Origin of the sequence: Streptomyces sp. DSM 15324, assembly GCF_001514285.1 — a bacterium.
Classification (GTDB): Bacteria; Actinomycetota; Actinomycetes; order Streptomycetales; family Streptomycetaceae; genus Streptomyces.
Genome location: NZ_KQ949023.1, coordinates 1,048,122 through 1,061,475 on the forward strand (window position 1 = coordinate 1,048,122; position 13,354 = coordinate 1,061,475).

Below are 13,354 nucleotides of genomic sequence, written 5' to 3' on the forward strand. Positions count from 1 at the left end.
CTGGTCACGGCTCGGTCCGGGCCGGCTCGGCCGGGTGAGCCGCGGTGGCCGTGAGCATCGGCAGTGAGGAGAGGTGCTCCTCGGGGACGTCGAAGGCGTCCGTGAGCGCGGCGAGATGGGGGGCCAGGCGGGCGATCAGCTCGCCCCGTGTCCGTGGCAGCGCCCTGACCTGGGGGGCGGTGAGCGCCTTGTGCGCCAGCAGCAGTCCGGCGCGGGCGTCCACCTCACCGAGCAGGAACAGCGCGCACAGGGATTCCAGGGCGGCGCGCGCCGAGGGGGCTGTCACGCGTGCGCACGCGGCGGTGAACGCGTCGGCCGCCTGCCCCACGGTGAACGCCTCGACCAGGGCCAGCGCGGCGTCGGACGCGTTGTTCCAGCGGCCCAGCCCGTCATCGCTGCGGCCGCTGCGGAGGTCACGCCGGGCGGTCAGGTGCCAGTGGCGTTCCGCGGCGGTGACGGCGCTTCGCAGGAAGCCGAGGTCGGTGAGGCTCTCCAGGCCGGTGGCCTGCGGAGGCTGCGGGGCGAGCTCGTGCCCGAAGATCATTTCGGCTCCGGCCTTGCACCAGACGGCCAGGTTGTCGCCCTCCGCCGTGATCGCGCCGTCGGCGTTGGCGGAGTACTCCGCCAGGCCGTTGACCGGGAACAGCCCCTGGGCGCCGCAGCGTTCCCGGCTCTCGGTCGTGATGTCCCGGGCCTTCCAGGTGACCCAGCCCTTGGTGACCGCCACCAGGCGCTCCGCTTCCGCGTGTTCGCCGGGGCGGTGGGTGATCCAGCGGTCGGTGACCGCGCGGTGCAGGAAGGTCGTGGCGTAGGCGGTGGCCACGCACTCCAGCAGCCGGGCGTGGTGGCTGCGGTGGGCGGCCAGCGGGATGCGCTGCCCGGCCACCGGGCCGGAGATCTGCCGGACATGGGCGTAGCGCACCGCGGTCGCCAGCGCCGACCGGCAGCCGCCGAGGGTGCTCGCGCTCATGCAGAGCTTGCCGACCGTCACCCGGCGGATGGCATGCAGGAACCGCTTGCGCGGACTGCCCACCGCACTGCTGAAGGTGCCGTCGGGCCCCAGCCGTCCGTGCGGGCCCTGGAGCAGGGCGGTGCGGGGCAGGCGGACCCGGTCGAAACGGGTGACACAGTGGTCCACCGGGCTGCCGATACGTTCCGGCAGCAGCGTCACGGTGACACCCGGCAGCGTGCCGCGGTGGTCGCTGAGCGGGGTGAGGAAGAGAAAGACGCCCTGGTCCACGTCGTCGACGAGCAGCCGGGCCGCGACGACCGCGGTCTTCGGCCCGCCCACCGGGCTGGTGTTGGGCATGTACGTGCGCGCGCCGTCGTTCGGGGTGTGCAGGACGAACTCGTCGCGTTCGCGGTCGTAGCGAGCGACGGTCTCCAGCGCCGCGGCGTCGTTGCCGTGCGCCCGCTCGGTGCACAGGAACGTTCCGACCCGGGCCAGCGACCAGAACGCGTCCAGTTCCCGGGCCGGCGACTCCTCGTCGTCCAGCACGCTGCCGAGGAAGAGGTTGAAGTGGATGCCGGCGACGGTCGCGGTGGCCCCGTCGACCACGGCAGCCCATTCGTGCAGGGCGGCGAGCCCGCGCGGGTCCGCGACGAACCACTGCGGGGAGACGGGCAGTTGCTCGTTCACGGCACGAAGACGGTCGTACGCGTGCTGCCACCTCTCCTCGACGGATGCCGAGGGACGGTGGCGGAACAGCTCGGCCGAGACGACCTTGCGCCGGTGCCCGTGCACGTAAGGACCGTCGGGCCCGTCCTGGAAGAGGGCGTCGGTCAGTCCGGTGCGGTCGAGATCGGTGGGGGAAGAAGGAGTGATCAACACGGCCGTTCAACGACACCGAACGACACACGGAAACGATCATGACTGTTGCCGTTGGGTTAAACCGCGGGACTCCCCCGCCCGGAAGGGCCCTAGTCGTCGAACCGGGCGAGATCCCGCAGCCACGCCCGCGCCGAGCTGTCCGACGGTGCCCGCCAGTCACCGCGCGGTGACAGCGAACCCCCCGCCGACACCTTCGGCCCGTTCGGCATCGCCGAGCGCTTGAACTGGGCGAAGGCGAAGAAGCGGCGGCAGAAGACCTCCAGCCACTGCCGGATCTCGGGCAGGTCGTACGCCACCCGCTTGGCCTCGGGGAAGCCGGGCGGCCAGGCGCCGTCCGCCGCGTCGTGCCAGGCGTGCCAGGCCAGGAAGGCGATCTTCGAGGGGCGGAAGCCGTACCGCAGGACGTGGAAGAGCGTGAAGTCGTGCAGCGCGTACGGGCCGATCTTCGACTCGGTCGACTGCATCTCCTCGCCCGGGACCAGCTCCGGGCTGATCTCGGTGTCGAGGATCGCGGCGAGCGTCCCGCCGGTCTCGTCGTCGAACTGGCCGCTGCTGATGACCCAGCGGATCAGGTGCTGCATCAGCGTCTTCGGCACGCCCGAGTTGACGTTGTAGTGGCTCATCTGGTCGCCCACGCCGTACGTGGACCAGCCGAGGGCCAGTTCCGAGAGGTCGCCGGTGCCGAGCACGATGCCGCCGCGCTGGTTGGCCAGCCGGAAGAGGTAGTCGGTGCGCAGGCCCGCCTGGACGTTCTCGAAGGTGACGTCGTACACCGGCTCGCCGGAGGCGAACGGGTGGCCCATCTCCCGCAGCATCAGCCGCGCGGTCGGCGTGATGTCCAGCTCGGCCGCGGTGACGCCGAGCGCGTTCATCAGCTTGTGCGCGTTGTCCTTGGTGTGGTCGCTGGTGGCGAAGCCCGGCAGGGTCCACGCCAGGATGTCGCTGCGCGGGCGGCCCGCGCGGTCCATCGCGCGGGCGGCGACGATCAGCGCGTGCGTGGAGTCCAGGCCGCCGGAGACCCCGATGACCACCTTGGGGCCGCCGATCGAGGCCAGTCGCTGCTGGAGGCCCGCGACCTGGATGTTGTACGCCTCGAAGCAGTCCAGCGCGAGCCGGTCGGCGTCGGCCGGCACGAACGGGAAGCGCTCCAGACGGCGGCGCAGGCCCAGGTCGGCCGACGGCGGGTCGAGCTCGAAGGAGACCGTCCGGAAGTCGGCGGTCCGGGCGTGGTGCGTACGGCGGTTCTCGTCGAACGTGCCCATCCGCTGCCGCTCCTGCCGCAGCAGGTCGAGGTCCACGTCGGCCACCGCGTACTCGTCGCCGAGCGGGAAGCGCTCGGTCTCCGCGAGCAGCACGCCGTTCTCGTAGACCATGGCCTGGCCGTCCCAGGACAGGTCGGTGGTGGACTCGCCGAGGCCGGCGGCCGCGTAGACGTACGCGGCGAGGCAGCGCGAGGACGCCGAGCGGCACAGCAGCTTGCGGTCCTCGGCCCGCCCGACCGTGATCGGGCTGCCGGAGAGGTTCACCAGGACGGTCGCACCGGCCAGCGCCGCCTCCGCGCTGGGCGGCACCGGCACCCACATGTCCTCGCAGATCTCCGCGAACAGCGTGAGACCGGGGACGTCGTCGGCCGTGAACAGCAGGTCCACGCCGAACGGCACGCTCGCGCCCCCGACCCGGATCGAGCCGCCGCGCTCGTCGGCGCCGTCCGCGATCTGCCGGCGCTCGTAGAACTCACGGTAGTTCGGGGGGTACGACTTCGGCACGACCCCGAGGATCCGGCCGCGGTGCACGATCACCGCGCAGTTGTAGACCCGGTTGCGGTGGCGCAGCGGGGCGCCGACGACCAGCACGGGCAGCAGCCCGGCCGAACCGGCCACCACGGTCGCGAGCGCCTCCTCGACCTGGTCGAGCAGCGCGTCCTGGAGCAGCAGGTCCTCGATGGAGTAGCCACACAGGCCCATCTCCGGGAAGACGGCGACGGCGACGCCCTCCTCGGCGCACCGGCGCGCGTGGCGCAGCACCGCCTCGGCGTTGGCGGGCGGGTCCGCGATGACCGTGTGGCCCGTACACGCGGCGACGCGCGCGAAGCCGTGCTGATAGATCGACCAGAAGTTCAACGGAGGCACGCGGCCCAGTGTAATCGCTGTAATCGTCAGAGCGACGCGATGGGGGTGCGGGAGTCCGGGGCGTCCCGCGCCGGGTCCGGGAGCCGGTTCCTGGTCACGGCGCCCCGGCTCAGGTCGGCTCGGCCGCAGGGCTGTTGGGGGCGGGTGAGCGTGCCTTCAATGGGACGTATGGCGTACACGAGGTCACAGGCGGAGCGTGCGGGCCGCCGGGCGGGCTGGGGCTGGTTCCTGGCGTGGTTCGCGGTGGGAGCGTGCGCCGCCGCGGGGTTCGCCGCCCTTCTGTCGGTGGGGGTGGTCCTGCTGGTCCTGGCCGCCGTGGCTGCGGGGCTGCTGTTGTGGAAGGGGCCCGGGCGGGCCGTTCTCGGAGGGCTCGCCGGTCTGGCGCTGCCGCTCTTCCACGTCGCGTATCTCAACCGCGGTGGTCCGGGGAACGTCTGCCGTTCCGTGCCGGGCGGACAGACGTGCACCGACGAGTACGCCCCCCTGCCGTTCCTGGTGGGCGGTGCTCTTCTGCTGGCGGCGGGTTTCGTGATCTTTCTGGTGATCGAGCGGTCCGGGCGGGGCCCTCGCTGAAGCGTGCTCCTGTTCCGGGGATTCAGGAGCACGCCTTGCGCTATTTCGCCGTGGAACCGGTGGGTGCGTCGGTGTTCCCGGACGGCTGGCCGTCCGGGAACGGGTTGTTCCGGGCGTGCTGCCGGGTCAGCGGCTGCGGTGCGGACGGAAGGAGTCGATGTAACGGCTCGTCGGGGTGCCCACGCCGGTGACGTCGTCGTAGCCCTTGACCGCGGACAGCGAGCTGTCCTTGCCGAGGCTGCGGACCGAGGTGCTCAGGCCGTCGGCGGCGTCGAAGCCGTTGACGAAGTCCACGCGGGCCACGGCCAGGTCGGAGCCGGTCGGGCTGTCGGTGACGTCGTGGTAGACGCCCCGACCGGACCTGGCGTAGATCGACGGGTTGGCGAAACCGATCGGCCGGCAGCCGTGCGCCTCCTGGGCCAGGGCCTGCACCGCCGCGATCACCGGGGCGGCGAGCGAGGTGCCGCCGATGCGGTACTCGCTGTACTGCTGCGACCCGTCCGGGAAGGTCTGGGTCTGGCCCACCTTGAAGCCGGTGTTCGGGTCGGCCAGAGCCGCGATGTCCGGGACGACCCGGTTGCCGGCCGCGCTGTTCGCGGTGGCCAGCGCCTTCGGGACGACGCCCCTCTGGTAGAAGGGCTCCGCGACGGTCTTGCTCGTGCCGCCTCCCGCGCCCGAGGTGAACACCCCCGGGAAGTCGGTCCAGCTCTTGCCGTCCGCGGACAGCACCGCCTTCTCGGTGCCCCAGCCGGTCTCCCACTGGTACGTGTCGCCCTTGCCGACCGCCAGCGACGTGCCGCCCACCGCCGTGACCCAGGCCGAGTTGGCCGGGCTGTCGACCTGCTTCGTCCCGGTGTTGGCGACCTCGTCGCCGTCGTCGCCGGAGGAGAAGTAGAAGCCGATGCCCTCGACCGCGCCGAGCTGGAACACCCGGTCGTAGGCGGCCGCGAGGTCCGGTGTCTGGCTGGCCTCGGTGTCGCCCCAGGAGTTGGAGACGATGTCGGCCAGGTGGTTGTCGACGACCTTGCTGAGCGCGTCGAGCAGATCGTCGTCGTGGCAGGAGGCGGATCCCACGTACGTGACGTTCGCAGCCGGCGCGACCGCGTGCACGGCCTCGACGTCGAGGGTCTCCTCGCCGTACCAGCCGGCCGCCGAGCACTCCTCGGTGTTGGTGTAGTCCTTCGGCAGGACCTGGGTCAGCTGGCCCGTCTTCCAGGCCGCGTCGCCGTGCTTTTGCGCATAGGTGGCCGCGTCGGAGGCGATCGTGGGGGAGGCGTACGCGTCGGTGATGGCGATGCGCACGTTCTTGCCGGTGTAGCGGCCGGCGCCGTAGGCGGAGCGCAGCTGCTTGCCGGTGTAGCCCTCGACGGCGTACGGGATCTTCGTGCCGTACGCGTCCGGGAGGGTGCTCGCGACGGCGGAGCCGTAGTACGAGGAGAACGGCCCGGAGTTCTTGAACACGGCGTCCGGCGGCGGCAGCTGGTCCTTGCTCCTGGCCTTGTGCGGCGCGTTGTCCAGGCCGGTGACGGTCAGTACGGCACCGTCGAGGCTCGCGGGCGCGGACGCCGACTTCGAGGGCGCGCGGTAGGTCTTCGAGCCCTTGGCGTAGTTGTGCAGGTCGGTGCCGAACGCCTTCTCGGCGGCGGCGACGTCACCGCTGACGGAGACGTAGTGCGGGGTGGTGCCCGTGACCTTCAGACCGGCCGCCGTCAGCCATGCCTTGACCGCGGCGACCTGGGTCGCGGTCGCGCCGAAGCGGGCGGCGGCCTGCTGGGCGGAGAGGAACTTGCCGTAGGCGGGGGAGCTCGGGTCGGACACCGCCTTTGCGTAGGCGGCGAGGCCTCGGGCGTCGCGGCCCGCGAGGTACACGCGGGCGTTCAGCCGGGCGCTGTTCGAGGTCGAGCCCTTGTCCGCCGTGGCCGTCGCCCACGCGGGCTTGGTCCCGGCCAGCGTGTCACGGGTCGGAGCGTCCGCGGCGTGGGCGGCGGGTATGCCGAGCGCGAGGGCGCCGGCGATCATGGGCAGTGTCGCCGCCATGCTCACCCCGGCGCGCAGCGCGGCGCGGTTGGATCTCATCGGACCCCCTGTGTGTGGTTCGACGCGAGTTGATCACTCGACGTGACGGCCACTCTTGCGACGAACCGTTCATGCAAGGGGAATACGAAAACCAAGAAGCGGCCAAGTGACCGCTTGCTGGGGTGATTTGACGGACAAGTCCGCGAAGTCGAGGGAAAACCCTACGGGTGGCCTACGCCTTCGCCCCACGCGCCTTCAACATGTCCGCCATCAGGGCGATTTCGGACTTCTGCGCGTCGACCATGCCCTGCGCGAGCCGCTTCTCCACGCCGACCGTGCACTGGGCGACACAGCCCTCGGCCATGTGGATGCCGCCCTTGTGGTGAGCGGTCATCAGCTGGAGGAAGAACACCTCGGCCCGCCTGCCGTTCAGCGTGCCCAGCTTCTTCAGCTCGGTGTCCGTCGCCATGCCGGGCATGAGCGCGCCGTCCTTGCCGTCGGCCATGTCGCCCATCCCCATCCAGGTCATGGGCGCGTCGGAGGACACCTTCGGCAGCCCCCACAGATCGAGCCAGCCGAGCAGCATCCCGCGCTGGTTGGCCTGCGTCTGGGCGATGTCGTAGGCGAGCCGCCGCACCTCCTCGTCCGTCGTCCGGTCGCGCACGATGTACGCCATCTCGACGGCCTGCTGGTGGTGGACGGCCATGTCCCGGGCGAACCCGGCGTCGGCGGAGTCGGCGGCGGGGACCGATCCGCCGCTGCCCCCGTCGTCCGCGGCGACGGCGTAGGTGATGGCGCCGGCCGCGACGAGCACCGCCGCCGCGGCCGAGGCGATCCAGCCCGCCGACGTCCTCACTTCATCGTCCCGCCGGTGCAGGAGGCGCCCGGCTCGGGCGTCTGCTCACCCTGCACGAACTTCTCGAAGAACGTGGCGACGGCGGGGTCGTCCGCACCGGTCACCGTGCGCTGCTTGCCCCAGGCGCTGAGCATGATCGGGTCGGCCTGCTTGTCGTCCGGACTCATGAACGTGTACGGCGTCTTCTTCACCTTCGCCGCGAGCGCGTCGACGTCGGCCTTCTCCGCCTTGCTGGTGTACGTCACCCAGACCGCGCCGTGCTCCAGCGCGTGCACGGCGTTCATGTTGTTCACGGGCTCGGTGTAGACGTTGCCGTTGCAGTTCAGCCAGACCGGGTCGTGGTCGCCGCCGACCGGGGGCTCCATCGGGTACGTCACGGTCTTGGCGACATGGGTGCGCCCCAGGGTGCCCTTCCAGGTCTTCACCCCGTCCGAGCCGGTGACCCAGTGCCCCGACGCCTTGGAGTCGGAGGCGGTGGTGGAGGAGTCGTCGTCGGACTGCGACTTCACGACGAACACCCCGCCGACGACGAGCGCGGCGACCGCGACCACGCTGCCCGTGATCACGAGGATCCGGTTGCGCCGCTCTCGGGCCTGCTGGGCCCGCCGCATCTCTTCTATGCGCGCCTTGCGCGCGGTGCTGCCGGTCTGGTCGGCGGAACCCATGGGGCCTGTCCTTCTGGGGAAAGGGGGCGGGACGGTGGCGGTGGTGCGGCTGGTGTCCAGCGAGTCCACTGATCGTAAGGGGGAGGACGCGCGAAGGCGTAGACACCCGCCCGGCCACTCCATAATTTGAAGCCCAGATGCGTATTATCTACGCTTCTCCCATGCGGCTGCTGCGATCCACCGACCTGGCCCTGCGGGTCCTGATGCGCCTCGCGGTCGCGGGCGAGACCACCCCGACGACCCGTGAGGTGGCGGCCGCGATGCAGGTCCCCTACACGCACGCGGCCAAGGTCGTGGCCGAACTCCAGCACCTGGGGCTGCTGGAGGCCCGCCGGGGCCGCGGCGGGGGCCTCGCCCTGACCGGAAAGGGCCGTACGGCGTCCGTGGGCGGCATCGTCCGCACCTTCGAGGGCGACGGCGACGTCGTCGACTGCGAGGGCTCGACCCCCTGCCCCCTGAACTCGGCCTGCCGCCTGCGCGGCGCCCTGCGCCGGGCCCAGGAGGCCTTCTACGCCTCCCTCGACCCCCTCACGATGGCGGACATCGTGGCGGAACCGACGGGGCCGCTGCTGCTGGGCCTCACGGGCCCCGGGTCCGGCGCGCACGCCCTCTGACGCGCGCCCCCGGGAGAGTTCGTAGGTCAGGCCGCCGCCAGCCACAGGTCGGGGCCGAAGACCTCGTAGTGGATGTCGGCGGGGGCGACGCCCTTCGCGATCAGCTGGGCGCGCACCGCCCGCATGAAGGGGAGCGGGCCGCACAGGTACGCGCGCGTGCCCGCCGGGACGGTGACGTCCGTGAGGTCGACCAGGCCCTCGGCGGCCCCCTTGGGGGCCTCGCGCTCGTACCAGAGGTGCACGGACGCCTCCGGGAGCTTCGCCGCGTACGCCTCGTGGTCGGCGCGCAGGGCGTGGGTCGCGGGGGTGCGGTCGGCGTGCACGACGGTGACCGGGGCCCGGTGACCGCGCCGCGCCAGGTCCGCCAGCATCGCGACCATCGGGGTCACGCCGATGCCGGCCGAGGCCAGCAGCAGGGGCGTGCCGTCGGTCCCGTCGAGGACCAGGTCGCCGTACGGCTCCGAAAGGTCGAGCACGTCCCCCACCCGCACGCGCGCGTGCAGGTGGTTCGAGACCTCGCCGTCGGGCGCGGCGCCCTCGCCGCGCACCCGCTTGACGGTGAACTGGCGGACCGAGTCGTCCGGCGCCCCCGAGAGGCTGTACTGGCGTGTCTGCCGGGCGCCGTCGGGCAGTGCGACGCCCACGGAGACGTACTGCCCGGCCCGGAAGCCGCGCACCCGCCCGCCGTCGGCCGGGCGCACCCGGAAGGTCACCACGTCGTCGCTCTCCAGGATCCGCTCGACGACCTCCCAGGGGCGCGGCCCGGCCGCGCCGCTCTCCTCGTACAGCCGCTTCTCGACGGCGACGAGCGCGTGCGCCATCAGCCAGTAGACCTCGTCCCAGGCCGCCGCGACCTCGGGGGTGACGGCCTCGCCGAGCACCTCGGCGAGGGCGGCGAAGAGGTGCTCGTGCACCACCGCGTACTGCTCCGGCGTGACGCCGAGCGAGGCGTGCTTGTGGGCGATGCGGCTCAGCAGCGCGTCGGGGCGCCGGTCGGGATGGTCCACCAGGTGCGCGGCGAACGCGGCGATGGAGCCGGCGAGGGCCTGGCGCTGGGTCCCGGCGGCCTGGTTGCCGCGGTTGAAGAGGTCCCGGAGCAGTGCGGGGTGGGCGGCGAAGAGACGGGCGTAGAAACGCTCGGTGATCTCGCCGATGGCCGCGCCGACGGCGGGGAGGGTGGCGCGGACGGTGGCTGCGGACGGCTCGGACAGCATCGGGACTCCTCGGGGCTCGGCCGAACGGCTCGGTGGCCCGACGCTATTAAAACTTGCATCTCAGATTCAATTTTAAGGGCCGTGGTTTCCGTCACCCCGGGGAGCCGATCCGGCCATTACGGATGCGGGTGCGAACAGGCAAGATGGGCGGGGAAGCAGTACACCCGGCGTACCCGAGCCGTTCAGGCCGGGGACGCCGCAGCGATCAAGGTCCGCAACGCGCATGAAATGCTGTTGTGGTGTGATGCGCAGGTGCCCGACCGCCTCCCGTGGGACGGGGAGACAGGCGGCCTGACCAGCAAGGATGGGGAAGCGGAAGATGGACAAGCAGCAGGAGTTCGTGCTCCGGACGCTCGAGGAGCGCGACATCCGGTTCGTACGCCTGTGGTTCACGGACGTGCTGGGCTTCCTGAAGTCCGTCGCCGTGGCCCCGGCCGAGCTCGAGCAGGCATTCGACGAGGGGATCGGCTTCGACGGCTCCGCGATCGAGGGCTTCGCCCGGGTCTACGAGTCCGACATGATCGCCAAGCCGGACCCGTCCACCTTCCAGATCCTGCCCTGGCGCGCCGAGGCCCCCGGCACCGCCCGGATGTTCTGCGACATCCTCATGCCGGACGGCTCCCCCTCCTTCGCCGACCCCCGCTACGTCCTCAAGCGCGCCCTCGCCCGCGCCTCCGACCTGGGCTTCACCTTCTACACCCACCCGGAGATCGAGTTCTTCCTGCTGAAGGACCGCCCGCTGGACGGCTCCCGTCCGACGCCCGCCGACAACTCCGGCTACTTCGACCACACCCCGCAGAACATCGGCATGGACTTCCGCCGCCAGGCCATCACCATGCTGGAGTCGATGGGCATCTCGGTGGAGTTCTCCCACCACGAGGGCGCCCCCGGCCAGCAGGAGATCGACCTGCGGTACGCCGACGCGCTCTCCACCGCCGACAACATCATGACGTTCCGCCTGGTCATGAAGCAGGTCGCGCTGGAGCAGGGCGTCCAGGCGACCTTCATGCCGAAGCCGTTCTCCGAGCACCCCGGCAGCGGCATGCACACCCACCTCTCGCTCTTCGAGGGCGACCGCAACGCGTTCTACGAGTCCGGGTCCGAATACCAGCTCTCCAAGGTGGGCCGCTCCTTCATCGCCGGTCTGCTCAAGCACGCCGCCGAGATCGCCGCCGTCACCAACCAGTGGGTCAACTCCTACAAGCGCATCTGGGGCGGCTCCGAGCGCACGGCGGGCGCGGGCGGCGAGGCCCCCTCGTACATCTGCTGGGGCCACAACAACCGCTCGGCCCTCGTCCGCGTCCCGATGTACAAGCCCGGCAAGACCGGCTCCGCCCGCATCGAGGTCCGCTCTCTCGACTCCGGCGCCAACCCCTACCTGGCGTACGCCATGCTCCTCGCCGCCGGCCTCAAGGGCGTCGAGGAGGGCTACGAGCTCCCGCCGGGCGCCGAGGACGACGTCTGGGCCCTCTCCGACGCCGAACGCCGCGCGATGGGCATCGAGCCCCTCCCGCAGAACCTCGGCGAGGCCCTCGCCCTCATGGAGCGCAGCGACCTGGTCGCCGAGACCCTCGGCGAGCACGTCTTCGACTTCTTCCTGCGCAACAAGAAGCAGGAGTGGTACGAGTACCGCTCGGAGGTCACCGCCTTCGAGCTGCGGAAGAACCTGCCGGTGCTGTAGGCACGGCGGGAGAGCCGTCCGCCGGCCGGAACCGCTTGCCCCCTGTGGCTCGTCTTGTGCGCTGACTGTGTACGAAACGGGCAAGTGGGGGACGTCGTGACGCGGAACGTGACGAAGGCCGGGCTCATCGCGGTGGCCATGGTGACGGTGCTCGGGGCCTCGGCCTGCGCGGGGGAGGCCGGTGCGGCGGCCTCCGGGGGCGGGGCGCCGGCCCGCTCGGCGGGGGTGTCCGACGGCGGCCTGGCGAAGCTCGCGGCCCCGGCCACGGCCGCGCGGCTCACCCGCACCGTGCCGTGGAACCTCGACATCCTGGACCAGCGGTCACGGCCGCTGAACGGGAAGCTCACCACCACCGCCACCGGCAAGGGCGTGCACGTCTACGTGATCGACACCGGGATGGACATCGGCCACAAGGAGTTCGGCGGACGGGCCCACCTCGGCGCCGACTTCGTGGGCCCGAAGGACTCCGGTGACTGCTTCAGCGAGGCGGGGACCGGGCACGGCACCTTCGTCGCGGGCATCATCGGCGGCGCGAAGTACGGCGTGGCGCCCAAGGCGGAGCTGGTACGCGTCCAGGGCGTGCTGTGCGAGAGCGACGGCGGCGGCTCGGCGGCGGCGGCCGAGGCGGCCCTGGTGAAGTCGGTCACATGGGTCACCGCGCACGCCCAGAAGCCCGCCGTGGTGAACATGTCGCTCAACCTCGACCACCGCTCGGCGGCCCTGGAGACCGCCGTGAAGAAGATGGTCGCCGCCGGGATCCCCACGGTGGTGTCGGCCGGCAACTTCCACGACGACGCCTGCAAGCACTCCCCGGCCGGCGTCCCCGGCACCATCGTCGTGGCGGCCGCCACCTCCACCGACCGCCCGTGGACCGACAGCGGCTCGTACGGATCGGGCTACGGACGGTGCGTGGACCTGTACGCCCCCGGCCAGAAGGTGACCTCCGCCCTCGCCGGCGGCGGTACCTACACCGAGACCGACGGCGCCACGTCCTGGGCCGCGCCGCACGCGACCGGCGTGATCGCCCTCTACCTGTCGGCCCACCCCCACGCCACGGCCGACCAGGTCCACGTCTGGCTCGACCACACGGCCACCCGAGGCGTCCTGCGCGGAGTCCGCTCCGACACGCCCAACCGGCTGCTCAACACCGGCGGCATCTGAGCCGACGGGCGGGTCAGGAGGTCTGCCGGGCCAGCTCCGCCAGGACCTGGTGCAGGGGTTCCTCGGCCCGGCGGCGGTACTCCTGGATCGCCCAGCCGTTGCCGTCCGGGTCGCTGAAGTACAGGAACGTGGCGCCGTCGTCGGGGGTGTAGCGGACCGGCTCGGAGACCTCCAGGCCCCGCTCCAGCAGTTCCACGCGGGCGGCGTCGATGTCGGCCACGCACAGCTGGAGCCCCTGGTAGGAGCCGGGGGCGGGGCGCGGGCCCCGGACCGCCTCCCAGATGCTGTCGCCGAGCGCGACCGAGCAGCCCGAGCCCGGCGGCGTCAGCTGCACGATCCGCATGCCGGGCATGACCTCCTGGTCGATGTCCACGTGGAAACCGACCTTGTCGCGGTAGAAGTCACGGGCCCGGTCGATGTCGCTCACGGGCAGCGGGATCACTTCGAGCGTGTACTGCATCCTGGGCCTCCGGAGCCTCGGTCGTACCGCCACGCCCGGCTCGGGCCGGACCGCTCCCCCTACCGAATCCGAAAACCGTCCCCGGCGCCACCGCGGGGACGGCAGCACCGCTCATCCGCCTCCCCTCGCCCCGGCGCTTCCCCGGACCTCTCCG

11 protein-coding genes are annotated in these 13,354 nt (G+C 71.7%); 4 read left to right on the forward strand and 7 right to left on the reverse strand.

What is annotated here, in order from left to right; genetic code table 11:
- Nucleotides 1-4: 4 nt before the first annotated feature.
- The gene (locus AQJ58_RS04620) at nt 5-1,831 is read right to left on the reverse strand and encodes an acyl-CoA dehydrogenase family protein (RefSeq protein ID WP_067244954.1); all 1,827 of its coding nucleotides are present in this window, start codon (nt 1,829-1,831) and stop codon (nt 5-7) included.
- A gap of 89 nt (nt 1,832-1,920) precedes the next feature.
- The gene (locus AQJ58_RS04625) at nt 1,921-3,960 is read right to left on the reverse strand and encodes an NAD(+) synthase (RefSeq protein ID WP_234359951.1); all 2,040 of its coding nucleotides are present in this window, start codon (nt 3,958-3,960) and stop codon (nt 1,921-1,923) included.
- 168 nt (nt 3,961-4,128) lie between these two features.
- On the opposite strand from AQJ58_RS04625, the gene AQJ58_RS04630 reads away from it, so the two are divergent.
- On the forward strand, nt 4,129-4,533 hold the full coding sequence (locus AQJ58_RS04630) for a hypothetical protein (RefSeq protein WP_067244957.1): 405 nt from the start codon (nt 4,129-4,131) through the stop codon (nt 4,531-4,533).
- 126 nt (nt 4,534-4,659) lie between these two features.
- Here the strand turns inward: AQJ58_RS04630 and AQJ58_RS04635 are convergent, their stop codons facing one another.
- From AQJ58_RS04635 to AQJ58_RS04645, 3 genes are all read right to left on the reverse strand, one after another.
- On the reverse strand, nt 4,660-6,609 hold the full coding sequence (locus tag AQJ58_RS04635; RefSeq protein WP_067244959.1) for a S53 family peptidase: 1,950 nt from the start codon (nt 6,607-6,609) through the stop codon (nt 4,660-4,662).
- Between the two features lie 172 nt (nt 6,610-6,781).
- Nucleotides 6,782-7,405, reverse strand: a complete 624-nt coding sequence (locus AQJ58_RS04640) for a DUF305 domain-containing protein (RefSeq protein ID WP_067244961.1) — start codon at nt 7,403-7,405, stop codon at nt 6,782-6,784.
- The gene (locus AQJ58_RS04645) at nt 7,402-8,070 is read right to left on the reverse strand and encodes a thioredoxin-like domain-containing protein (RefSeq protein WP_067244963.1); all 669 of its coding nucleotides are present in this window, start codon (nt 8,068-8,070) and stop codon (nt 7,402-7,404) included. The genes AQJ58_RS04640 and AQJ58_RS04645 overlap by 4 nt, the downstream gene beginning before the upstream one ends.
- A 161-nt stretch (nt 8,071-8,231) precedes the next feature.
- Between AQJ58_RS04645 and AQJ58_RS04650 the strand changes: the two genes are divergently transcribed.
- A complete protein-coding gene (locus AQJ58_RS04650) occupies nt 8,232-8,684 on the forward strand; it encodes an RrF2 family transcriptional regulator (protein ID WP_067244965.1) in 453 nt (150 codons plus the stop codon).
- A 26-nt stretch (nt 8,685-8,710) separates the two neighbouring features.
- Here the strand turns inward: AQJ58_RS04650 and AQJ58_RS04655 are convergent, their stop codons facing one another.
- On the reverse strand, nt 8,711-9,898 hold the full coding sequence (locus AQJ58_RS04655; RefSeq protein WP_067244967.1) for a globin domain-containing protein: 1,188 nt from the start codon (nt 9,896-9,898) through the stop codon (nt 8,711-8,713).
- Nucleotides 9,899-10,217: 319 nt separating this feature from the next.
- On the opposite strand from AQJ58_RS04655, the gene glnA reads away from it, so the two are divergent.
- Together glnA and AQJ58_RS04665 are read left to right on the forward strand one after the other, a co-directional pair.
- On the forward strand, nt 10,218-11,579 hold the full coding sequence (gene glnA, locus AQJ58_RS04660) for a type I glutamate--ammonia ligase (protein WP_055634019.1): 1,362 nt from the start codon (nt 10,218-10,220) through the stop codon (nt 11,577-11,579).
- 96 nt (nt 11,580-11,675) lie between these two features.
- Nucleotides 11,676-12,740, forward strand: a complete 1,065-nt coding sequence (locus AQJ58_RS04665; RefSeq protein WP_234359952.1) for a S8 family peptidase — start codon at nt 11,676-11,678, stop codon at nt 12,738-12,740.
- Nucleotides 12,741-12,753: 13 nt separating this feature from the next.
- Here the strand turns inward: AQJ58_RS04665 and AQJ58_RS04670 are convergent, their stop codons facing one another.
- A complete protein-coding gene (locus AQJ58_RS04670; protein WP_067244970.1) occupies nt 12,754-13,200 on the reverse strand; it encodes a VOC family protein in 447 nt (148 codons plus the stop codon).
- Between the last annotated feature and the right edge of the window lie 154 nt (nt 13,201-13,354).

Bases quoted from the DNA above. Each gene is read 5' to 3' on its own strand.
- glnA (WP_055634019.1), top strand. From the start codon at position 10,218: ATGGACAAGCAGCAGGAGTTCGTGCTCCGGACGCTCGAGGAGCGCGAC.
- AQJ58_RS04645 (WP_067244963.1), bottom strand. From the start codon at position 8,070: ATGGGTTCCGCCGACCAGACCGGCAGCACCGCGCGCAAGGCGCGCATA.
- AQJ58_RS04635 (WP_067244959.1), bottom strand. From the start codon at position 6,609: ATGAGATCCAACCGCGCCGCGCTGCGCGCCGGGGTGAGCATGGCGGCG.
- AQJ58_RS04630 (WP_067244957.1), top strand. From the start codon at position 4,129: ATGGCGTACACGAGGTCACAGGCGGAGCGTGCGGGCCGCCGGGCGGGC.
- AQJ58_RS04655 (WP_067244967.1), bottom strand. From the start codon at position 9,898: ATGCTGTCCGAGCCGTCCGCAGCCACCGTCCGCGCCACCCTCCCCGCC.
- AQJ58_RS04650 (WP_067244965.1), top strand. From the start codon at position 8,232: ATGCGGCTGCTGCGATCCACCGACCTGGCCCTGCGGGTCCTGATGCGC.
- AQJ58_RS04670 (WP_067244970.1), bottom strand. From the start codon at position 13,200: ATGCAGTACACGCTCGAAGTGATCCCGCTGCCCGTGAGCGACATCGAC.